Below are 21,163 nucleotides of genomic sequence, written 5' to 3' on the forward strand. Positions count from 1 at the left end.
CCGGCAGGTTTCGGAGGTCAGTTCTTCTTGAAGTCGATCAGGTTCGGGTGCAACGCCGAGAAGTCAGTGACGTGCGGCACCGAGACCTTCTTGCTGGTGGCGTAGAAACCGTCCGGGTACACCATCGGCACGAACCACGCCTGGTCGACGATGTACCGGTTGATGTCCTGTTCAGCGGCCTTCTGCTGCTCCTCGTCACCGATGAGGATCTCCTGCCACAGGCCGTCGATGGTCGCGTCCGGCTGGTGCGAGACGTTCCACAGGCCGTCGGTGAGGCAGTAGTCCTGGATGTCGACCAAGGAGTCGCCGTAGTTGCCCAACTGCCAGAACGGCACGGGGTAGGTACCGCTGAGCAGGTTGGTGATCGCGTCCGGACCGCTGAGCGGCACCTGCTCCACCCGGATGTTCAGCAGCGCCAACTGCTGGGTGATGTAGGGCATCAGCTTCTCGTGGTTCTGCCCGGTCATCGTCGGGATCTGCAGGTCGAACCCGTTCGCGAATCCGGCTCCGGCCATCAGGGCCTTGGCCGCGTCCACGTCGAAGGGGTACGGGTCGTCAAAGTCCTCCAGGTAAGCATCGCTACCCTCGCGGAAGATCTGACTGGCCGGCTTGCCGTGACCCAGGTAGAGGTTCTTGGTCATGGCCTCCTTGTCGAAGACCATGTTCATGGCGCGGCGGACGTCGACATTGCCCAGCGCCGGGATCTTCTGCCCGAGGTGATCGGTGATCAACAGGCGGGTCGTGACGCCCTGCAGGGCGATGACGTTCAGGCCGGAGGCGTTGGCTTCGTCGTAGGAGGACTGCGGAATGAGGCAGCCGTCGATCTGGCCGGTCTTCAGCGCGTTCATGCCGGCGGTGTCGCTGGCGAAGACCTTCATCACGACCTTGTCGTAGGGGTAGGACTCCGGATCCCAGTACCCCTCGCGGCGGGTGAAAGTGTAGACCGAGCCTCGCGTCGTGTTCGCGGTGTCCACCTCGTAGGGGCCGGCACCGCACGGCGCGGAGTCCAGGTCACCCGAGGCCAGGTACTTGGCGCTGGCCAGCCGGACCTCACCCAGGCGCATGGCGATGAGCGGGTTGGGCGCCGGCCAGGTGATGGTCATCGTTTGAGCGTCGGCGACGTCGAACGTGAGGCCGGCGAACCGGGTGTTCAGCGAGCCGACGTACTCCAGGGTCGCCTGCAGCGCCGCGGTGTCCATCGGGGTGCCGTCGGTGAACGTCTGGCCGGAGCGCAGGTGCACGGTGACCGAGGTGTTGTCGTCGGAGAACTCCCACGACTCCGCCGCCGCCGGGCTGATGTCGGCGTTCTCGTCGCGCCGCACCAGCGGCTCGTAGATCGCGTCGCCGTACCAGCCCTGGTAGGTCGGGATGATCCCGACGTCCCAGCCGGCGATGTCCGAGGTCATCCCCAGGGTCAGCGTGTCGCTCGAGGCACCGGCTCCGGCTCCGTCGTCGGATCCGCCGCTGCACGCGGCGAGGCTGGCCGTGACGGCCGCGGCCGAACCGGCGAACAAGACTGTCCTGCGTCGCATGGCTACTCCCTTGTAAGTCTGACGCGCCCGCTGCACCACAGCGGCACCGCGAGGTCATCGCACGGACGAGGCCACCACGCCTCCGCGTGCAACGTTCTACGCGCACGATAGACACGGTGCCGCCGTCAGGTCAATCCACTCTCAAGAACCAGCTGAGAGAGGTGCACATCCGGCACCGGATGCCTGTGCATCGATGTCCACCGGGATGTGAGCTGGAGCAAGATACAGTCGGCATGGACGAAAGGGAGGTGACCTGTGCTCAGCGACGACGCGCCCTCGGCAGCAGGAGACTCGGCCGCTACGGGGCGGCGGGCGACCATCCAGGACGTGGCGGCTACCGCCGGCGTCTCCGTGTCCGCCGTCTCGAAGGTCTTGCGGGACGCGTACGGCGTCAGCCCGCAGATGCGGACTAAGGTGACCGCAGCGATCGAGCAGCTCGGTTACCGGCCGCACGCCGGCGCCCGCGGGATGCGCGGGAAGTCGTACACGATCGGGGTCGTCCTGGTCGAGCTGACCTCGCCCTTCCAGCCCGAGGTCGCGCAAGGTGTCAGCCGGGAGCTCGAGGCGACTCCCTTCCAGGAGATCATCGTGGCCGCCGGAACGGAGCCCACCCGCCAGAAGCGACGCATCGAGGCCCTCTTGGACCGCCAGGTCGACGGCTTGATCCTGGTCGCCCCGTGGGTGGACGTGGACTGGATCGAGGAACTGGCCGCTCGGGTGCCGACCGTTGCGGTCGCGCTGCACGGACCCGGCCGCAACTTCGACACCGTGGTCGACGACGATCAGCTCGGAGCGGGTCTGGTGGTCGACCACCTGGTGGAGCTCGGGCATCGGCACATCGCTCACACCGGGCAGCCCTCGGGTGGACTCAAGCGCCCCTGGGTCCTGTCGCACACTGCCCGCCAGGACGGCTACGAGGCGGCCATGCGTCGGCACGAGTTGGATCCGATCGTGGTCGTCTCCCACTACACCGAGCAGGGTGGTTACGAGGCAGCGATGCAGTTGCTGCAGCGGCCGCAGCGGCCGACAGCCATCTTCGCCGGTGCCGACATCGCCGCTCTGGGAGTACTACGCGCCGCCGAAGAACTCGGACTGCGCGTTCCGGAAGACCTGACGGTCACGGGGTACGACAACATCTACGTCTCCACCATCAACCGCGTCTCCCTGACGACCATCGACCAGTCCGGCGACCTCACCGGTTCCATGAGCGCCCGCCTGCTGCTCGAGCGGATCAACGGTGAGCGAACCCAACCGGTTCGGTTCGTCGTGTCCCCCAGCCTGATCGCCCGCAACACCAGTGGACCAGCGCCCTTGCACGACTCCACCCTGCCGCCCCAGCGCGCCGACGGCTTCGAGGAAACGGAAGCCATCGCCTGAGCTGCATACCTGAGGCCGACATCGAGAGCGGCAGGACTGCCCCGATCTCCTCGACGCCTCGACCGGTAGGAATCGTGGGAGTCACTGGAAGGGGGAGCACGATGTCGACCCCGGTCTGCGAGGAGTCCCGCCGCGGAGCGATCGCCCACCAAGCGGAGGCTCCCGCGCGACATCGCCTGTAGCTTCGGCATCTCTCAATCCTCTTCGGAGCGCTGACTGAGGATCGCCAACTATGTGGGCAGGAAGTTCGGCAACAACTCGGCCGCCGCGCGGGCTCCCGCGGCCGACGGCGGGATTCACACCATGATGTTTACGATCGCGCAGGCACCGTTCCGCGGTTCAGGTGATGCCGTATACGTGTCGCGGGCATCCGGTACACAGCCCCGCCGGCCAACCGCGAGGTCGCCATGGCATGGAGCCGTGCTCGCACAGCAGCGCCGCAGGAGCGGGGTGAGGGGGCGTTGAGCCACTCGTGGACGTTGTGCAAGGCCTGACTGAACACAAAGCGCCCGGTAGGACGTTGTGCGACACAAGAGCTCGCATCTGGGCGGACCTTTCACGCATCCCACCCCTTCGCTGATGTGGCATCGGAGGAGACCCAACCGCTCGATCGGTAGCGGACGCGGAATCCGCTGCTGTACGTCCGGCACAGTGCGCGAAGTGTCGTCACGTGTTGACTAGTGCTTGGTACTGCCGCCGCAGTGACATCGGCAGTGCCGTGGAACGGCGGATTGCTCACAGCATCCGTGAGCAATCCGTGAGTCCGCTGCGCCAACACCATCGGCCGCACATGCGTTTGCGCAGGTCAGCGAGGTGGGCCCCCAGGGGATCGAACCCTGAACCCGCGGATTAAAAGTCCGCTGCTCTGCCAATTGAGCTAGAGGCCCCGGACCCGGAGGTCCGCGGTCATCATCGCAGACACCATGACCACGATCCACCGGCCGGGCAGTACACCCCCTACCGATCGATGTGCATATGTCCTAACATGACGTGACCAGTGCGATCGGTGCACGTCCCGCCGGTCCAGGCATCGCGACAAGGAGGACGCATGACCCTGCTCGACGACGGCACGAAGGCCACCACCCCGACCACTCCCGCCGCCAAGACCCCGGCGACCCTGCGGGCGGCCCAGCAGACGAAGACGGCGCTGTGGAACGACTCGGCGGACCCGACCGAGCTGCGCACCGCCATCGAGGAGTACGGCGCGGTCGGCGCGACGTGCAACCCGGTCATCGCCCTGACCTGCATCAAGCAGGACCCCGACACCTGGATCCCGCGGCTGCGTGAGCTGGCGGCCGAGCACCCCACGGCCGGCGAGTCCGAGATCGGCTGGCTGGCGGTCGAGGAGCTGTCGATCAACGCGGCGAAGCTGCTCGAGCCGGCCTTCGAGGCCTCCGGCGGGCGCAACGGGCGGCTGTCGGTGCAGACCGATCCGCGCCTGCACCGCGACGCCGACGCGCTGGTCGCGCAGGCCGTCCACTTCTCGCAGCTGGCGAAGAACGTCATCGTCAAGATCCCCGCGACCAAGGTCGGGATCGCCGCGATCGAGGAAGCCGCCTACCGCGGTGTCTCCATCAACGCCACCGTCTCCTTCACCGTCCCGCAGGTCGTCGCGGTCGGCGCGGCCATCGAGCGGGCGCTGGACCGGCGCGCGGCCGACGGGCTGCCCGAGCAGGAGTTCGGTCACGTCGTCACGCTCATGGGCGGCCGGCTCGACGACTGGCTGAAGGCCACCGTCAAGCGCGACCACGTGATGGTCGACCCCGGCGTCCTGGAGTGGGCCGGCGTGGCGGCGCTCAAGCACGCGCACCACGTCTTCCAGCAGCGCGGGTACCGCTCGCGTGTGCTGTCGGCGGCCTTCCGCAACCACCTGCAGTGGTCCGAGCTCGTCGGCGGCGACCTGGTCGTCTCCCCGCCCTTCCAGTGGGCCAAGGACATCAACGCCAACGACGTGCCGTTCCGCACCGACGCCATCGACCAGCCGGTCGACCCGGCGGTCCTGGAGGTGCTGCGGACCAAGGTGCCGGACTTCACCCGCGCCTACGACGTCGACGGCATGACGATCGAAGAGTTCGACCGCTTCGGCGCGACGGTGCGCACGCTGCGCCAGTTCCTCGACGCCTCCGCCCAGCTCGACGCGCTCGTGCGCGACGTGCTGGTCCCGGCGGTCTGACGGGACCAGGGACCGGGAGGCGGGCGTTCCGGGGGGATGCCCGCCTCCCTCACCTCCTGGGCGTGCGTACCGCCCGCAGCGCGTGCACCAGGATGCTGCACCGTGGACGATCACGAACGCACCCGGCAGGCCTGGGCGCAGGCCGCGCACAAGTACGTCCGCGAGCACGAGCAGTTCCTGACCCAGGCCCGGACCGCCGAGCTGTTCCCGGTCGAGCAACGGATCCTCGCGCCGGTCCTGGAGAACGCCCCCGACGTCCTGCACCCGATGAGCGGCAACGGCGTCGACGACATCGCGCTGGTGCGGGCCGGGGCGAGGACGGTGACCGGCCTGGACTACGACGAGAAGGCCGTCGTGTCCGCGCAGCGCCGCGCCGACGAACTCGGCCACCCGGTGCGGTACGTCCAGGCCGACGTCCCGCCGTTCCCCGTGTCGGGCAGCGCGTTCGACCTCGTCTACACGGGCAAGGGCGCGCTGGTCTGGGTTCCGGACCTCACGGCGTGGGCGGCGGAGGTGGCGCGGGTGCTGCGCCCGGGCGGGCACCTGTTCGTCCACGAGTCGCACCCGATGGTGCCGCTGTACTCCTGGGACGCGGACACCACCCGCATCCGCGCCGACCGCGACTACTTCGCCGCCTCGCACGTCAACGACTCCTTCCCGGGTTCCGGTGCGGTCGAGCGCCAGCACACCTTCGCGCAGATCGTCCTGGCGGTCACCCGGAACGGTCTGGAACTGACCGAGCTCCAGGAGCACCCCGACCCGTTCTGGCGGATGGGCGACGTCGACGCCGCGGCCTGGCGGGGCGGGTTGCCGAACTCCTTCAGCCTGCTGGCCCGGTTCAGCGGGTGAGGCGTTCCTGCAGCAGCAGCGCGGCCGCCCCGACGGCGGGGGCGGTCGCCGCGGCCGAGGACACGGTGACGGTGACCGCGCGCCCCCACACCCGCGCCCGGGCCGACCCCACGCGGTCGGTGATCGCCGCGCCGTAGATCGCCGGGGCGGCGGCGAAACCCGGCCCGGTCAGGACGAGCAGGTCGAGGTCGAGCAGGTTCACCAGGGTCTCGGCGGCCGCCGCGACGTACCGGGCCGAGTCGTCCAGCAGCGCCCGGCAGGCGGCGCCTCCTGATCGCGCGGCGCGGGCGATCGCTGCGAAGTCGGTCATCAGCGCGCGGCGGGAGGACTCCTCCAGCGACGCCTCGGCCCGCGCCCGGGGGTCCTCCAGCGCGCGGCGGACGACGCCTTCCGGCCCCGCGACGACCTCCAGGCAGCCGGCCGAGCCGCAGCGGCACGCCGGGCCGTCGACGTCGACGCACACGTGCCCGAACTCCCCGGCCATCCCCCGCGCCCCCCGCAGGGCGACCCCGTCCAGGACGATCCCCGCCCCGAGCCCGGCGCCGCAGTACAGCGCCGCGAAGGAGCGGGCGGCGTCCACCCGGGCCACCCAGTACTCCCCGACGGCGGCGGCCGTCGCGTCGTTCTCGACCAGCACGGGCCAGCCGGTCGCCCGGCCCAGCGCCCGGCGCAGCTCCTCGCCGTCCACCGGCGCGGCCTCGGCCGTCCCGGACTCCCGTCCCGTGCGCCGCAGCAACCCGCCGTCGGGGCCGCCCCAGACCAGCCCGATGCCCAGGCACGTCTCGCGGGACTGCCCGCTGCCGCCCAGCAACCGGTCGACGTCCCCGGCGAGCCGGGTGGCGAGGTCACCGGCGTCGGTCGTGGGCGCGAAGCGGCGGGTCAGCCGGGCCAGGATCCCGCCGGTCTGGCTGGTCAGGACGTAGGTGACGGTCGTGGTGGCCAGGTCGATGCCCACGGCGGTGCGCCCACCGGGGTCGAGCTGCAGCAGCGTGCGCGGTTTGCCGCCCGTGGGCGCGCGGCCGACCTCGGCCACCACCCCTTCCGCCAGCAGCCGCTTCACGGTGGTCGAGACCGACGCCTCGGTCAGGCCCGTCAGCGCGGCGAGCTCGACACGGCTGACCGGCCCGGACGCGCGCAGGGCGTCGATCAGCCGCTCGCGCGCTCCCCCACGGGCGGGGCGGCGCACCACTCCCGGGTCGTCAACGGACGTCATCACCGCTCCTCGCCACGAGCCGGGTGCCCGGCTGCTCGCCGACTCTAGTGCGCCCGGGCAGCCCGGACCGGCACCCTTGACGAGACTTCATCAACTTAATTAAGTTATCGAACGACGGACCGAGTTCCACCCGCTCACCGATGGGGGTGCCCGCGGAGCGGTCCGGCACTCGCACCGCCGCGAGCTGCGGCCGCAGACCGAGGACGACACATGCCCCGTCGCAAGTCCCACCGGACCACCCGCCTCACCCGGTTCCTCACCGCAGGGGCCGCAGCCTCCCTCCTGCTCACCGCCGGCTGCTCGGCCGGCGCCGACAGCGGGGACGACGGCACGACGCTGGTCGCCTACACCGGCCAGGCCGGCGACTACCAGCTGAACTTCAACCCCTACTCCCCCTCCGACATCGGCGGGGCCGGCCTGATCTTCGAGCCCTTGTTCTTCATCAACAAGACGGCCGCCGACGCCGAGCCCAAGCCCCTGCTGGGCACCGAGTACGCCTGGAACGACGCCGGGACCGAGCTCAGCGTCACCCTGCGCGACGGGGCCACCTGGTCGGACGGCGAGGCCTTCACCGCCGACGACGTCGTCTTCACCTTCCAGATGCTGCTGGACCACGAAGCCCTCAACAGCACCGGTTTCGACGGCACCGTCACCAAGGTCGACGACACCCACGTCACCTTCACCTGGGCCGAACCCGCCTACACCTCCGGGCCGGACGTCCTCAGCACCGTCGTCATCGTGCCCGAGCACGTGTGGAAGGACATCGACCCCGAGGCCGACGTCCTGGAGGAGCCGGTCGGGACGGGCGCCTACACCCTCAGCGAGTTCAAGGGTCAGGCCTTCACCATGGACGCCAACCCGGAGTACTGGGGCGGGGCACCGGAGGTCTCGAAGGTCCGCTTCCTCGCCCTCTCGGGCAACCAGGCCGGCGCCGACGCCATCGCCGCCGGCACGATCGACTGGCAGACCGGCCCGATCCCCGACATGGCCAACACGAACAAGAACTTCCCGAACTACGACACCGGGTCCGTCGCCCAGAACCAGATGGTCCTCGGCGCGTGCGCGAACGCCGCCCTGGGCTGCGAGGGACCGCAGACCGACCCCGCCGTGCGGCAGGCCCTCTTCCACGCCATCGACCGCACCCAACTGAACAAGCTGGCCTTCCAGGACACCGCCTCGGAGATCTCCCCGAGCATGGCGCTGACCAGCACCCAGGCCGACACGATCTCCGCGCAGGTCGACCCGAAGGTCGCTCCCGCCACCGCGGAACCGGAGACCTCCGCCCGGATCCTGGAGGCCGCGGGCTGGGCCAAGGGTCCCGACGGCATCTACGCCAAGGACGGGCAGAAGCTCACGCTGACCATCGAGGTCGTCACGGGCTGGACCGACTACATCACCGCCATCCAGACCATCGCCGCCCAGGCCAAGACCGCCGGCATCCAGATCGAGACGGCGCAGTCCTCCTGGAACGAGTGGACCGACAAGCGGTTCAAGGGGAACTTCGAGCTCGCCATCGACTCGCTGTGGCAGGGTCCGGCCCCGGACCCGTTCTACCTCTACAGCTACTTCTACGACGGCCGGATGACCGCCCCGGTGGGCACCAAGGCCAACGGCAACAACTACTCGAGGTTCTCCGACCCCGCCGTCGACGCCGCCCTGGACGAGCTGCAGAAGCTGTCCCCGGAGGACACCGCCGGCCGCCAGGCCCAGTTCGACGTCATCCAGAGCGCCGTCGCGACCCAGATGCCCTACATCCCGGTCATGACCGGCTCCAACACCAGCGTCTGGAACGTGGCGAAGTTCTCCGGCTGGCCCACGAACGACGACCAGTACGCGTTCCCCGCGGTGTGGTCCGACTTCGACGCGGCCGAGATCTTCAAGACCCTCACACCCAAGGCCGCGAGCTGACGTCGTGAACTACCTGCTGCGCAAGCTCGGCTTCTACGCCGTCGCCTGCTGGGCGGCGCTGACGCTGAACTTCGTCATTCCCCGCCTGCTGCCCGGTGACCCCGTCGACATCCTGCTGGCCAAGCTCAGCCAGCGGGGTGCCGTCGTCACCCCCGAGACCCGCAAGGCGTACGCCACGCTGCTGGGTGGCGACACCGACGCGTCGCTGCTCTCGCAGTACTGGACGTACCTGGGCAACATCCTCCGCGGCGACCTGGGGACGTCGATCAGCTACTTCCCCGCCCCCGTCACCGACGTCATCTCGGCGTCGATGCCGTGGACGGTCGTCCTCATCGGCCTGGCCACCGTCATCGCCGCGTTCCTCGGGGTGCTGCTCGGGGCGTTCGTCGGGTGGCGGCCGGGGACCTGGCTGGACTCGATGGTGCCCGCGACCACCCTGCTGGCAGCCGTGCCGTACTTCTGGCTCTCGCTGGTCCTGGTGTACGTGCTGTCCCGGGTGCTGGGCCTGTTCCCGGCCCAGGGCGGGTACGACGTCGTCCTGTCCCCCGGCTGGAACGCGGAGTTCATCGGCTCGGCGGTCTACTACGGCTTCCTGCCGGCGCTGACCATCGTCGTCGCCTCCGTCGGCGGCTGGCTGCTGGGGATGCGCAACATGATGGTCTCCACGCTGTCGGAGGACTACGTCACCACCGCCCGCGCCAAGGGCCTGCCGAACCGGTGGATCCTGCGCAACTACGCCGCCCGCAACGCCGTCCTGCCCTCGGTGGCCGGGTTCGCGATCTCGCTGGCGTTCGTCGTGTCCGGGTCGGTGGTCACCGAGCAGGTGTTCTCCTACCCCGGCATCGGCTCGCGGCTGCTGGCGGCGGTGACGAACAACGACTACGCGCTCATGCAGGGCGTGTTCCTGTTCATCACCCTCGCCGTCCTCGGCGCGAACCTCGTCGTCGACCTGCTCTACACGCTCATCGACCCGCGCACCCGCGCCCGCTGAGAGGAGGCGGAACCGTGACGAACACCGTCCCCGTCCAGGCGGCGCTCCCCACCCCGGCGCCGTCGAGGAAACCCGTCCCGGCCTGGCGCATGCTGGTCCCGACCATGACGCCGTGGCTGGCCCTCGGCCTGCTCCTGGTCGTCGGGATCTGCCTGTTCGGGCTGGTCGGCCCGGCGCTCGTGGGCGACCCGGACACCATCCGCGACATCGGGCTGACCGGCCCCACGGGCGAGTTGTGGCTGGGCACGACGCAGACCGGTCAGGACGTCTTCGCCCAGCTCGCCCACGCCACCCGCGGATCGCTGCAGATCGGGTTCCTCGTCGGCGTCCTGGCGACCGTGCTGTCGGCCTTCTTCGGCATCTACGGCGCCTACCTCGGCGGCGCCGCCGACGAGGTCTTCTCCCTGCTGACCAACGTGTTCCTGGTCATCCCCGGCCTGCCGCTGGTCATCGTCATCTCCGGGTTCGTCCCGCGCGAGAGCCGCGGGCTGTGGACCATCGCCGTCGTGCTGGCCCTGACCAGCTGGGCCGCCTCCGCGCGGGTGCTGCGGGCCCAGACGCTGTCGGTCCGCAACCGCGAGTACGTCGCGGCCTCGCGGCTGTCCGGCGAACGTGCCTGGCGCGTGATCGTCGTGGAGATCCTGCCGAACCTGCTGCCCGTGCTGGCCTCCCAGTTCGTCTTCGCGGTGATCGCCGCGGTGCTCGGCGAGGCGGGACTGTCGTTCCTGGGCCTGGGCGCCTCCGGTTCCGCCACGCTGGGCACCATGCTGTTCTACGCCCAGAACGGGTTCGCCCTGCCGCTGGGCGCCTGGTGGTGGTTCGCTCCCCCGGGTCTGCTCATCGCTCTGCTGGGCACGGGGTTGTCGCTGGTGAACTTCTCGATCGACGAGATCGTCAACCCGAAGCTGAAGAACGTCCGCCTGCACCGCAAGCGGGCTCGGGCGGCCGCCCGAGCGGCGAGGAGGGCAACCCGATGAGCGACGTCGTCCTGAGCGTTCGCGACGTGACCGTCGTCTACGAGACCGAGGACCCCGTGACCGCGGTGGCCTCGGCCGGCTTCGAACTGCACCGCGGGGAGATCCTCGGCCTGGCCGGGGAGTCGGGCTGCGGCAAGACGACCCTGGCCTACGCCGTGAACCGGCTGCACCAGCCGCCGGCCCGGATCGCCTCCGGCACGGTCGTCCTGCACGACGCCACCACCGGCCGGGACGTCGACGTGCTCGGCCTCGACGAGGAGCAGCTGCGGCGGTTCCGCTGGTCGAAGCTGTCCATGGTGTTCCAGGGCGCCATGAACGCCCTGAACCCCGTGCGCACCGTCGGCGCCCAGCTGGACGACACGCTGCGCGCGCACGCGCCGGAGCTGGACAGGCGGGCCCGCAGGACCCGGTCGGCCGAGGTCCTCGAACGCGTCGGGGTCGGCGCCGACCGGCTGCGGGCCTACCCGCACGAGCTGTCCGGCGGCATGCGCCAGCGGGTGATGATCGCGATGGCCATGCTCCTGGAACCCCAGGTGATGATCATGGACGAGCCGACGACGGCGCTCGACGTCGTCGTCCAGCGCGACATCCTGCGCGAGATCGTCCGGCTGCGCGACGAGATGCAGTTCGCCGTCGTCTTCATCACCCACGACCTGCCGCTGCTGCTGGAGATCAGCGACCGCATCGCCGTCATGCGGCACGGCGAGATCGTCGAACTCGACACCGCGGACACCCTGTACCGCAACGCCGCCCACCCTTACACCCGCAGACTGCTGGGCTCGTTCCCGAGCCTGTCCGGCGACCGCGGCGCGTTCATCCGCTCCGGCGAGCTCGACGGGGAACTGACGGAGGAGATCGCATGACCAGCGTGTCGGTGACCGACCTCACCAAGGACTACGGCCTGCGCAAGGGTCTGCGGCGCACCCCCTTCCGCGCCGTCGACCGCGTCAGCTTCGATCTGCTCCCCCGTCGCACGGTCGCCCTGGTCGGGGAGTCCGGTTCGGGCAAGTCGACCATCGCCAAGCTCCTCACCCGGCTGGAGAAGCCGAGTTCGGGCAGCGTGGACGTGCGCCTGGCCGACGGCACCCCCGTCCTGGGGTCGGTGTACCAGCGGCAGGTGCAGATGGTGTTCCAGGACCCGTTCGCCTCGCTCAACCCGTTCCACTCCGTCGGCCACCACATCGCCCGGCCGCTGCAACTGCACGGCCGGACGAAGGGTGCGGCGCAGACGCACGAGCGCGTCCTGGAGATGCTCGAACGCGTCAACCTCACCCCCGCCGACGTGGTCGCGGCCCGCCGGCCGCACGAACTGTCCGGCGGGCAGCGCCAGCGCGTCGCCATCGCCCGCGCGCTGGCGCCGGGGGCCAAGGTGCTCATCGCCGACGAACCCGTCTCGATGCTCGACGTGTCGATCCGGCTCGGGGTGCTGAACCTGCTGGCCCGGCTGCAGCGCGAGGAGGACCTCGCAGTCCTCTACATCACCCACGACCTGGCCACGGCCCGGCACTTCTCCGACGAGGTCCTCGTCCTGTACCGCGGCCGCGTCGTCGAGCGCGGCCCGGCCGATGCGGTGATCCTGGACCCGCACCACGACTACACCAAGCTGCTCGCCCAGGCCGCTCCCGACCCCGAACGCGTCGGCAAGGTCGTCGCGACCGAGACCGTCGTCGACCGCTCGGCCATCGACAACAGCGTCTGCTACGACCACCACCTGCGCGCCTGGACAGAGCACGGCGCACCCACCGCGGCCGTCGGCTGAACGACCGTGCCGCAACGAGAGGACACACCCCCAGTGGACGTACGCGCACTGCACGACGGCTGGACCCTGCGGCCGGCGGGCGGGGAGATCCCCGAGGAGGTCGACCGGGCCGGCTGGATCCCGGCGCAGGTGCCGGGAACGGTGCACACCGACCTGCTCACGGCCGGCCTGATCCCCGACCCCTACGTCGGGGAGAACGAGGCCGCGCTGACGTGGATGCACCGCAGCGCCTGGGAGTACCGGACCCGCCTGGACGCCGGGCCGCCCGCGCCCGGCGAACGCGTCGAGCTGCTGTTCGACGGCCTGGACACCGTCGCGACCCTCACCCTGGACGGGACCGAACTGGGCCGGACGGTGAACATGCACCGCGCTCACCGCTTCGACCTGACCCGGCTCACCGGGCCCGGTGAACTCGTCGTGCGGTTCGACTCCGCCCTCGAGCACGCCGAATCGGTCGAGAAGGACGTCGGCGCCCGCCCCCGCACCTACGACCACCCCTTCAACGCCGTCCGCAAGATGGCCTGCAGCTTCGGCTGGGACTGGGGACCGGACCTGCAGACCGCCGGGATCTGGCGTCCGGTCACGCTGCGGCGCTGGCGGACCGCCCGCTTCGCCACCGTCCGGCCGCTGGCGGGCCTGGACGGGACCACGGGGCGGCTGCGGGTCCACGTCGACGTCGAGCGTTCCGGTCTGGAGGCCGCGACCGCGCTCACGGTGCACGTCGACCTCGGCCGGCACGGGAGGGCCGCGACGGTGCTGGACCCGGCGAGCGCGAGCGCCGTCCTGGAGGTCGAGGTGCCCGAGGCGCCGGTCTGGTGGCCGCGCGGGTACGGCGAGCAGCCGCTGGTCGACGTCGGGGTCCGGCTGTGCGCGCACGACGGCGAGCTGCTGGACGAGCGCAGCTACCGCACCGGTTTCCGCGACGTGCGCATCGACGACTCCCCCGACGAGTTCGGCACCCGCACCGTCGTGGTCGTCAACGGGCAGCCGGTGTTCGTGCGGGGGGTCAACTGGATCCCGCGCGACCACCTGCTGACCCGGCTGGACGCCGACCGGTACGCCGCGGCCCTGGACGACGCCGTCGACGCGCACTGCAACCTGGTGCGGGTCTGGGGCGGTGGGTTGTGGGAGAGCGAGGACTTCTACCGCCTGTGCGACGAACGTGGTCTGCTGGTGTGGCAGGACTTCCCGTTGGCCTGCGCCGCCTACGCCGAGGAGGACCCGTTGCGGACCGAGTTCGAGGCCGAGGTCCGCGAGAACGTGACGCGGCTGTCGCACCACCCGTCGCTGGCGGTCTGGAGCGGTGGCAACGAGAACCTGCAGGGCCACGAGGACTGGGGGTGGAAGGAGGAGCTGGGTTCCTCGACGTGGGGTGCGGGCTACTACCACGACCTGTTCCCGGCGCTGCTGGCCGAGCTGGACGGGACGCGGCCGTACCAGCCGGGCAGCCCGGTGAGCCCTGCCACTGCTCCGCAGGGGGTGCACCCCAACGACCCCGACCACGGCACGAACCACGAGTGGGACGTGTGGAACCGGCTGGGCTGGCCGCACTACCGCGACCGGATCCCGCGGTTCTGCGCTGAGTTCGGCTACCAGGCGCCGCCGACGCTGGCCACGATCGCGGAGTTCCTGCCCGCGGACCAGCGGTCCGCGACGTCGCCGGCGTTCCTGGCCCACCAGAAGGCGCTGGACGGCAACGGCAAGCTGGACCGCGGGATGGCGCCGCACACGGGTGTGCCCTCCGGGTTCGAGGACTGGGTGTGGGCCGCGCAGCTGAACCAGGCCCGTGCGGTGTCCTGCGCGGTGGAGCACCACCGGTCGTGGTGGCCGCGGACGGCGGGGTCGATCTACTGGCAGCTCGACGACTGCTGGCCGGTGACGTCCTGGGCGGTCGTCGACGGGTCCGGCCGGCGCAAACCGGCCTTCCACGCACTGCGACGGGCGTTCGCGCCGCGGATGCTCACGGTGCAGCCGCGTGCGGGGGTGCCGCACGTCGTCGTCGTCAACGACACCGCGCAGGAGTTCTCCACCCAGGTCCTGGTCCGTCGCACGACGCTGACCGGTGAGGTGCTGGAGCGCACGGAGTTCGACGTGTCCGTGCCGGCCCGCGCGGTGCGCACGTGCCCGCTGCCGCTGGTCGGCGGGGACGGTGAACCCGTGGTGGTCGACGCCGGCGGGTTGCGCGCGGTGCACCTGGAGGCCCCCGACAAGGACCTGCCGTGGGAGCCGGACCCGTTGCGGGTCGGCGTGACCCGCGTCGACGGCGGGTACGCGGTGCGGGTGCGGGCGGAGTCGTTCGCCCGGGACGTGACCCTGCTGGCGGACGTCGTCGCCCCCGACGCCCGCGTCGACGACGGGCTGGTGACGCTGCTGCCCGGGGAGTCGCACACCTTCCGCGTGCGCAGCGGGGCGGTCGTCGACGCCGAGGAGTTCGCCGGGGCCCTGCGCACGGCGAACCGGTTCGGCCGCTCGTGAGCGGCGGGACGATCGGCCTGGTGATCCCCGGCCCGGCGCACCGGATCGGGGTCGAGCCGTACTTCGTCGAACTCGTCGAGGGGATGGAACAGGTGCTGCACCCGGCCGGGTACAGCGTCCTGGTGCTCGTCGTGGCCGACCTGCCCTCCGAGCTGGCGACCTACCAGCGGTGGAGCGCCGGCGAGGAGGTGCGCGCCGTGGTCGTCGTCGACCTGGTGCAGGGCGACGTCCGGCCGCAGTTCCTGGCCGACCTGGGGATGCCGCACGTCCTGGCCGCGCACCTGGAGTCCCCGTGGGCCTGCACGAGCGAGGTCGCCGACGACGCCGCCCGGCTGGCCCGGGCGGTGGAGTTCCTCGCGGAGTCGGGTCACCGGCGGCTGGGGCACGTGTGCGGTCCCGCGCACCTGGTGCACACCGCCGAACGCCGCGTCGCGATCGCGGCGAGCGCGGCGCGGCTGGACGTCCAGGTGCTGACGGCCGAGGCCGACTACACCGCGGCGGCCGGTGTGCAGGCCGTCACCGAACTCCTGGCCGCGGCCGGTCCGCCGACGGCCGTGGTGTTCGACAACGACGTCATGGCCGTCGCCGCCCTGGAGCACCTCACGGCGCGGGGCGTGCGCGTGCCCGGCGACGTCAGCCTGATGTCGGCCGACGACTCCCCGTTGTGCGAGGTGTCGGTGCCGCCGCTGTCGGCCATGACGGTGGACGTGCACCACCGCGGGCAGCGGCTGGGGGCGGCGGTGCAGGCCGTCCTGGCCGGTGGGGACGCCCGGCAGCCGCCGAGTCCGGAGTCGCACGTCGTCGTGCGGGGCAGCACGGCCGCCCGCGCCACGTCCGGATCCCTGGCGGCAGAATCGATCGGGTGACGGCCCAGGGATTCCTGCTACTGCTCGAGCTCGTCGGGGTGTTCGCCTTCGCCCTGGACGGGGCGCTCACGGCGATGCGCGCGACCCACCTCGACCTCTTCGGCGTGGTGACGCTGGGGATCGTGACGGCCGTGGGGGGCGGGATCCTGCGTGACGTGCTGCTCGGCGAGCTGCCGCCGGCGACGTTCCGCACCTGGTACTACCTGGCCACCGCGACGGCCGGCGCCCTCGCCGCGTTCTGGGGGCACCGGCTGCTGGCGCGGATGTCCCGGCCGATCCTCGTCTTCGACACGGTCGGCCTGTCGTTGTTCTCCGTCACCGGCGCCCAGCTGGCGGTGGACGCCGGACTCGGGGCGGGGCAGGCGATCCTGCTCGGTGGGCTGACCGGCGTCGGCGGCGGGACGCTGCGCGACGTGCTGGTGCGCCGGGTTCCCGGCATCCTGACCGGTGGCCTGTACGCGCTGCCGGCGCTGTGCGGGGCGGCCGTCGCCGTGCTCGGCCCGCTGCTGGGCCTGTCGTCCGGGGTGTCGGCCTTCGCGGGCGGCGCGGTGTGCGCCCTGCTGCGCACGGGTGGCGTCCTGCGCGGCTGGCGGGCTCCGCGCGCGACCCTCACCGCTCCGGAACAGCTGGACTGACCAGCTCGTCGACGACCGCCTGGGCCACGTCCCGCAACTTGCGCCGCTCGGTGCGGGCCTGGCTGCGCAACCGCGCGAAGGCCTCGTCGGGGTGGATGCGGAAGCGTTGCGCCAGTATGCCTTTGGCCTGCTCCAGCACGACCCGGCCGTCGAGGGCCTCCTGCAGCTGGGCCTGGACGCGGACCCCCTCGGCGACGTGCTCGAGCTGGGTGATGCCGACGGCGCCGAAGGAGGCCATCGCCTGCGCCACGTCGAGCTCGACGGCGGAGTAGGTGCCCTCGTGGTCGCGGAACAGGTTCAGCGCGCCGATGGCGCGGCCGCCGCGGTGGACCGGCAGGGCGTGCACGGCCACGATGCCGACCTCGGCCGCCACCCGGCTGAAGCGCGGCCACCGCTCGGCGATCCCGGCCGCCGTGGGCACCGACACGACCGCGCCGCTGCGGTAGGCCTCCAGGCACGGGCCTTCGTCGACCTGCAGCTGGAACAGCTCGACGACGCTCAGCTGCAGGGGGTTGGACGCCAGCAGCTGCAGGTCACCGCGGGCGTCCTCGACCATCAGCCCGACGGCGTGGGCGGACAGCAGCTCGGCGCAGTGCCCGACCAGCCGGTGGGCCAGCTCGAGCGGCTCGCCGTGCTCGGCCAGCACCTGGGCGATGTCGTTGACCGCGGCGGCCACCGCGTCGGCGCGCACGTCCACACCTGACCTCCACACGCGGCCGGCTCCGCCGGCCCATCGGCCCCTCTGCACCCCGCCGGCACGCGCCGGGCTGCACGTGCGGGTCCATTGTGGACGATGCCCGGCGGACCGGGCGACCGTACGTGACGCCGCGTCACCTCGATGGTGGGCGCCCCCTACGCTGCGGCCATGACGTACCCCGGGCCGGTCCAGCACACCGTGAGCTTCACCCTCGTCCACCCCGAGGGGTCCGCCGCCGAGCAGGAGTTCCTGGCCACCGCCCGCACGGTGCTCACCGGGATCGCGGGGGTGCGGGAGTTCACCGTCCACCGGCAGGTCAGCCCCCGGAGCGGGTTCCGGTTCCAGTTCTCGATGGTGTTCGCCGACGAGGCCGCCTACCGCGCCTACGACGCCCACCCCGACCACGTCGGGTTCGTGTCCTCCCGCTGGGTGCCGGAGGTCGCGGCCTTCGCCGAGCAGGACTTCGTCGCGTACGGGGCCTGAGCCGTGTTCGGACCGCTGTGCGCCTTCCCGATCACGCCCCTGGCCGGGGTGGAGGTGCAGGAGGAGGGTGTCGTCTCCCTCGTCCGCCGCGCCGTCGACGGCGGCGCCGACTCCGTCTGCGTGCTGGGCTCCACCGGCGGCTACCCGTACCTGACGCGCTCACAGCGGCGGCGGGTGGCCGAACTCGCGGTCGGCGCCGCCGGGGACGTCCCGGTCCTGGTCGGGGCCGGGGCGCTGTCGACGCGGGCGGTGCTCGAGGTCGTGCAGGACGCGCAGCGGGCCGGGGTCAGCGGGGTGCTGCTCGCCCCGCTGTCCTACCAGCCGCTCACCGACGACGAGGTGTTCGGCCTGTACGCCGACGTCACACGGGAACTGTCGGTCCCGCTGTGCGTCTACGACAACCCCACGACCACGCACGTCCGGTTCAGCGACGCGCTGCACGCCCGGATCGCGGAACTGCCGCTCGTCCGCTCGGTGAAGCTGCCCGGGGTTCCCGCCGACCCCGCCGCCGCGCGGGACCGGGTGGCGGCGCTGCGCGCGCTGCTGCCCGCGTCGGTCTCCCTCGGCGTCTCGGGCGACGCGCACGCCGTGCGTGGTCTGCAGGCCGGCTGCGACGTCTGGTACTCCGTCCTGGCCGGGACCCTGCCGGTCGTGTGCCGCGAACTCCTGGCCCCGGACGCGGACGACAGCCGGCTGCTGCCGCTGTGGGACCTGTTCTCGCGCTACGGCAGCCTGCGGGTGGTCACGGCGATGACGCTCGCCCTGGGTCTGGTGGCGCGGGCGGACCTGCCCCGTCCCGTGCGGGAACTGCCCGAGGCGGGGCGGCGTGAACTCGCCGCGGTGCTGGCCGCGCTGCCGGTCGGGTGAGCTGGGGGTGTGCGGGGTTTGTGCGGGGTTTGAGCGCGCGGTCACCGCGTGCGCGGTGAACGCGCGCGAGGTCACCGCGCGCCGACCACCACGACCCCGGCGTTTGCGCGCGCGGTCACCACGTGCCCGGTGAACGCGCGCGAGGTCACCGCGCGCCGACCACCACGACCCCGGCGTTTGCGCGCGCGGTCACCGCGTGCCCGGTGAACGCGCGCGAGGTCACCGCGCGCCCGATCACGCGGGGAACGCCGCGGCGAGCCGGCGCCACTCCTGCTCGCTGACGGGCAGCACACCCCCGTGCTTGGTGTTCGGCGGGATCGAGTACTCCCCCGCCGGCACCGGAATCCACCGCCCGCCGAGCGGGTCGTCGGTGGTGAGCGGCAGGTAGCCCTGCGGCCGGACGGAGTACTGGTCGACGAACAGGTACCAGCGGTCGCGCCGCGCGTCGTGGACGACGACGGGCGCCTCGACGTCGGGGAACAGCTCGTCGGCGATCCGCTGCGCGACGACCTCGAACCCGTCGCCACGGTCGACCTCGGCGAACAGCCGCAACGAGTCCGGGGCCCGCGAGTCGTCCTTGGAGAACCGCAGCCACGCCTGCCCGCAGCGGGCGAGCGTCGTGTCGATGACGGCGCGGCCGCGGTCGATGAGCACCTCCGCCGGACCGATCGTGCGGAAGTCGCGGGTGCGGGCGGTCAGGACGCGGCTGTAGCCGTCGCCCTCGCGCGCCTGGTCCGCGTACAGGGCTGAGGACCACAGCAGCGTGAACTCCCCCGTGGCGGGGTCGAACGTCGCCTCGGGCGCCCACGCCATCCCGGCGTTCGGGGGCGCGACCTGCAGCTGCCACGGCTGCGACCACTGCACGAGGTCCACCGAGCGCCAGACCACGATGCTGCGGCTGCCCTGCCGCCGCCAGGAGTCCCATCCCGCGTCGTCCCCGCCGTAGATGCGCAGGTCGGTGGCCACGACGAAGAACTCCCCGTTCCCGCGCACGACGAACGGGTCGCGGATGCCGGTGGTCCCCAGCGTGGGTTCCAGGACCGGCCGCCCGCCGTTGGCCCGCCGCCAGAACAGCGGGTCGTCGCCCTCGCTGAGGGAGAAGAACACCTGCTCGCCGTGACCGTCGGGGTCCTCGACGTGGTGGACGAAGAGGTAGTGGTCGCGGGGTTCGCCGTCACCGTTGCTCAGCACGGCCGGACCCTACCGCGGCGCTCGCGCCGGAACGGCCGACGCGAGCACCGACGGGGTTCAGAGGGTCGCGGGCGCCGTGGCCGGGTCGCCGTCGGCGGCGGCCGCCAGCTGCGGGACGGCCTGCTCGACGGCGTAGGGCAGCGACAGCGGGCTGGAGTTGCCCAGGGCGCCGGCGAAGTCGGTGTCGAAGGTCGGCACGTAGATCGTGCGCCCCTCGGTGACCACGGCCAGGTTCGCGGCGACGGGGTTCGCGGCGAACTCCTCGGCGCTGCGCCCCAGGACCACCAGGACGTCGGTGTCCAGCAGGGGAACCTGCTCCGCGCTGAGGCCGGCCGGGTCCACGGTCGTGTTCTCCTCGAACCCGAACTGCAGGAAGAAGTTCCCGCGCGGGTCGGAGGAGTCCAGCGGGTAGTAGGACTCGTTGAACAGGACGACGCTGATGGTCTTGCCCGCGAACTCGGGGTGGGCGTCGGCGGCGTCCTGGAAGTCCGCCTCGACGTCGTCGACGAGCGAACTCGCCTCGGCCTCCTTGCCCAGCGCCCTGCCGATGACCGTGAGTTCCTCCTGCCAGCTGGCGGCGGCCGTGGAGTCGGCGCCCTCACCCTCGGGGATGACGTCGCCGATGGTCGGGGCGATGGCCGTCAGGGTCTGGTAGTCGGCCTCGGTCAGGTAGGCGTAGGCGCCGATGATGAGGTTGGGTTCGAGCGAGGCGATCGTCTCGAAGTTCAGCTCGGACTGGCCGACCGAGGTGATGCCGCCGGCCGGCAGCAGGTCCACGGCCCACGGCCGCCGGGTGGCGTCGTAGGAACCGAGCGGGGTGCGGGCCCCCACGGGGGTGACGCCGAGGGCGAGGACGAAGTCCTCCTCGTTGTAGCCGACCGTCACGACCTTGGCCGGCGCGGACTCGATCGTCGTCGAGCCCAGCTTGTGCTCGATGGTGACGGGGAACCCCTCGGCGGCGGGGGTCGAGGACTGCGAGGACGCCGACCCGCTCGTGGCGGAGTCGTCATCACTCCCGCACGCGGCGAGGGTGGTGAGGGCGCCGGATGCGGCGAGGGCGGCGAGGACGGATCGACGATGCACGAGGACAGGTTAGCCTCACCTGCTGAGTGCTCGGGATCACAGGCCACTTCCCGCGATCGCCCTGTGATCACCCCCGGTTCGCCGTAC

General features: G+C 71.6%; 18 protein-coding genes and 1 tRNA gene. 13 read left to right on the forward strand and 6 right to left on the reverse strand.

Annotated elements, in window-relative coordinates:
* Window positions 1-17: 17 nt before the first annotated feature.
* Window positions 18-1,532, reverse strand: coding sequence for an ABC transporter substrate-binding protein (locus ACRYR2_RS05305; protein ID WP_432561786.1), 1,515 nt, complete (start codon window positions 1,530-1,532; stop codon window positions 18-20).
* A 255-nt stretch (window positions 1,533-1,787) separates the two neighbouring features.
* Here ACRYR2_RS05305 and ACRYR2_RS05310 point away from each other — a divergent pair, with 255 nt between their 5' ends.
* Complete coding sequence (locus tag ACRYR2_RS05310; RefSeq protein WP_432561787.1) at window positions 1,788-2,909, forward strand: LacI family DNA-binding transcriptional regulator; 1,122 nt, start codon at window positions 1,788-1,790, stop codon at window positions 2,907-2,909.
* 814 nt (window positions 2,910-3,723) lie between these two features.
* Here the strand turns inward: ACRYR2_RS05310 and ACRYR2_RS05315 are convergent.
* A tRNA-Lys gene (locus tag ACRYR2_RS05315) sits at window positions 3,724-3,796 on the reverse strand.
* A 161-nt stretch (window positions 3,797-3,957) separates the two neighbouring features.
* On the opposite strand from ACRYR2_RS05315, the gene ACRYR2_RS05320 reads away from it, so the two are divergent.
* A complete protein-coding gene (locus ACRYR2_RS05320) occupies window positions 3,958-5,082 on the forward strand; it encodes a transaldolase family protein (RefSeq protein ID WP_432561788.1) in 1,125 nt (374 codons plus the stop codon).
* A gap of 102 nt (window positions 5,083-5,184) precedes the next feature.
* Window positions 5,185-5,931: a class I SAM-dependent methyltransferase gene (locus ACRYR2_RS05325; protein WP_432561789.1), complete on the forward strand. Its 747-nt coding sequence runs from the start codon at window positions 5,185-5,187 to the stop codon at window positions 5,929-5,931.
* Here the strand turns inward: ACRYR2_RS05325 and ACRYR2_RS05330 are convergent.
* Window positions 5,921-7,144, reverse strand: coding sequence for an ROK family transcriptional regulator (locus tag ACRYR2_RS05330; protein ID WP_432561790.1), 1,224 nt, complete (start codon window positions 7,142-7,144; stop codon window positions 5,921-5,923). The genes ACRYR2_RS05325 and ACRYR2_RS05330 overlap by 11 nt on opposite strands.
* Window positions 7,145-7,354: 210 nt before the next feature.
* On the opposite strand from ACRYR2_RS05330, the gene ACRYR2_RS05335 reads away from it, so the two are divergent.
* The 8 genes from ACRYR2_RS05335 to ACRYR2_RS05370 are packed head-to-tail and all read left to right on the forward strand — an operon-like array spanning window position 7,355 to window position 16,755.
* On the forward strand, window positions 7,355-9,052 hold the full coding sequence (locus tag ACRYR2_RS05335) for an ABC transporter substrate-binding protein (protein ID WP_432561791.1): 1,698 nt from the start codon (window positions 7,355-7,357) through the stop codon (window positions 9,050-9,052).
* 4 nt (window positions 9,053-9,056) lie between these two features.
* Window positions 9,057-10,043: an ABC transporter permease gene (locus tag ACRYR2_RS05340; RefSeq protein WP_432561792.1), complete on the forward strand. Its 987-nt coding sequence runs from the start codon at window positions 9,057-9,059 to the stop codon at window positions 10,041-10,043.
* A 14-nt stretch (window positions 10,044-10,057) separates the two neighbouring features.
* Entirely contained in the window at window positions 10,058-11,020 is a 963-nt protein-coding gene (locus tag ACRYR2_RS05345) for an ABC transporter permease (protein ID WP_432561793.1), read from the forward strand.
* Complete coding sequence (locus ACRYR2_RS05350) at window positions 11,017-11,883, forward strand: ABC transporter ATP-binding protein (protein ID WP_432561794.1); 867 nt, start codon at window positions 11,017-11,019, stop codon at window positions 11,881-11,883. The genes ACRYR2_RS05345 and ACRYR2_RS05350 overlap by 4 nt, the downstream gene beginning before the upstream one ends.
* Complete coding sequence (locus tag ACRYR2_RS05355) at window positions 11,880-12,779, forward strand: ABC transporter ATP-binding protein (RefSeq protein WP_432561795.1); 900 nt, start codon at window positions 11,880-11,882, stop codon at window positions 12,777-12,779. Before ACRYR2_RS05350 ends, ACRYR2_RS05355 begins: the two co-directional genes overlap by 4 nt.
* Before the next feature lie 33 nt (window positions 12,780-12,812).
* Window positions 12,813-15,254 (forward strand): glycoside hydrolase family 2 protein, encoded by a 2,442-nt coding sequence (locus ACRYR2_RS05360; protein ID WP_432561796.1) that lies wholly within the window; start codon window positions 12,813-12,815, stop codon window positions 15,252-15,254.
* Window positions 15,251-16,120: a LacI family DNA-binding transcriptional regulator gene (locus tag ACRYR2_RS05365; RefSeq protein WP_432561797.1), complete on the forward strand. Its 870-nt coding sequence runs from the start codon at window positions 15,251-15,253 to the stop codon at window positions 16,118-16,120. Before ACRYR2_RS05360 ends, ACRYR2_RS05365 begins: the two co-directional genes overlap by 4 nt.
* On the forward strand, window positions 16,117-16,755 hold the full coding sequence (locus ACRYR2_RS05370) for a trimeric intracellular cation channel family protein (protein WP_432561798.1): 639 nt from the start codon (window positions 16,117-16,119) through the stop codon (window positions 16,753-16,755). Before ACRYR2_RS05365 ends, ACRYR2_RS05370 begins: the two co-directional genes overlap by 4 nt.
* Here ACRYR2_RS05370 and ACRYR2_RS05375 read toward each other — a convergent pair.
* On the reverse strand, window positions 16,730-17,446 hold the full coding sequence (locus ACRYR2_RS05375) for a GAF and ANTAR domain-containing protein (RefSeq protein WP_432561799.1): 717 nt from the start codon (window positions 17,444-17,446) through the stop codon (window positions 16,730-16,732). The genes ACRYR2_RS05370 and ACRYR2_RS05375 overlap by 26 nt on opposite strands.
* A gap of 174 nt (window positions 17,447-17,620) precedes the next feature.
* Here ACRYR2_RS05375 and ACRYR2_RS05380 point away from each other — a divergent pair, with 174 nt between their 5' ends.
* Window positions 17,621-17,935: a Dabb family protein gene (locus ACRYR2_RS05380; RefSeq protein ID WP_432561800.1), complete on the forward strand. Its 315-nt coding sequence runs from the start codon at window positions 17,621-17,623 to the stop codon at window positions 17,933-17,935.
* A 3-nt stretch (window positions 17,936-17,938) separates the two neighbouring features.
* On the forward strand, window positions 17,939-18,802 hold the full coding sequence (locus ACRYR2_RS05385; protein ID WP_432561801.1) for a dihydrodipicolinate synthase family protein: 864 nt from the start codon (window positions 17,939-17,941) through the stop codon (window positions 18,800-18,802).
* A gap of 234 nt (window positions 18,803-19,036) precedes the next feature.
* Here ACRYR2_RS05385 and ACRYR2_RS05390 read toward each other — a convergent pair whose 3' ends face one another.
* The gene (locus tag ACRYR2_RS05390) at window positions 19,037-19,993 is read right to left on the reverse strand and encodes a glycoside hydrolase family 43 protein (protein ID WP_432561802.1); all 957 of its coding nucleotides are present in this window, start codon (window positions 19,991-19,993) and stop codon (window positions 19,037-19,039) included.
* A 57-nt stretch (window positions 19,994-20,050) separates the two neighbouring features.
* Window positions 20,051-21,076, reverse strand: a complete 1,026-nt coding sequence (locus ACRYR2_RS05395; RefSeq protein ID WP_432561803.1) for an ABC transporter substrate-binding protein — start codon at window positions 21,074-21,076, stop codon at window positions 20,051-20,053.
* Window positions 21,077-21,163: the final 87 nt, after the last annotated feature.

The organism is Kineococcus deserti (assembly GCF_050871945.1).
Classification (GTDB): domain Bacteria; phylum Actinomycetota; class Actinomycetes; order Actinomycetales; family Kineococcaceae; genus Kineococcus.

Excerpts from the sequence above, each read along its gene's own strand:
- ACRYR2_RS05355 (WP_432561795.1), top strand. The coding sequence starts at position 11,880 with ATGACCAGCGTGTCGGTGACCGACCTCACCAAGGACTACGGCCTGCGC.
- ACRYR2_RS05350 (WP_432561794.1), top strand. The coding sequence starts at position 11,017 with ATGAGCGACGTCGTCCTGAGCGTTCGCGACGTGACCGTCGTCTACGAG.
- ACRYR2_RS05320 (WP_432561788.1), top strand. The coding sequence starts at position 3,958 with ATGACCCTGCTCGACGACGGCACGAAGGCCACCACCCCGACCACTCCC.
- ACRYR2_RS05305 (WP_432561786.1), bottom strand. The coding sequence starts at position 1,532 with ATGCGACGCAGGACAGTCTTGTTCGCCGGTTCGGCCGCGGCCGTCACG.
- ACRYR2_RS05335 (WP_432561791.1), top strand. The coding sequence starts at position 7,355 with ATGCCCCGTCGCAAGTCCCACCGGACCACCCGCCTCACCCGGTTCCTC.
- ACRYR2_RS05330 (WP_432561790.1), bottom strand. The coding sequence starts at position 7,144 with ATGACGTCCGTTGACGACCCGGGAGTGGTGCGCCGCCCCGCCCGTGGG.
- ACRYR2_RS05380 (WP_432561800.1), top strand. The coding sequence starts at position 17,621 with ATGACGTACCCCGGGCCGGTCCAGCACACCGTGAGCTTCACCCTCGTC.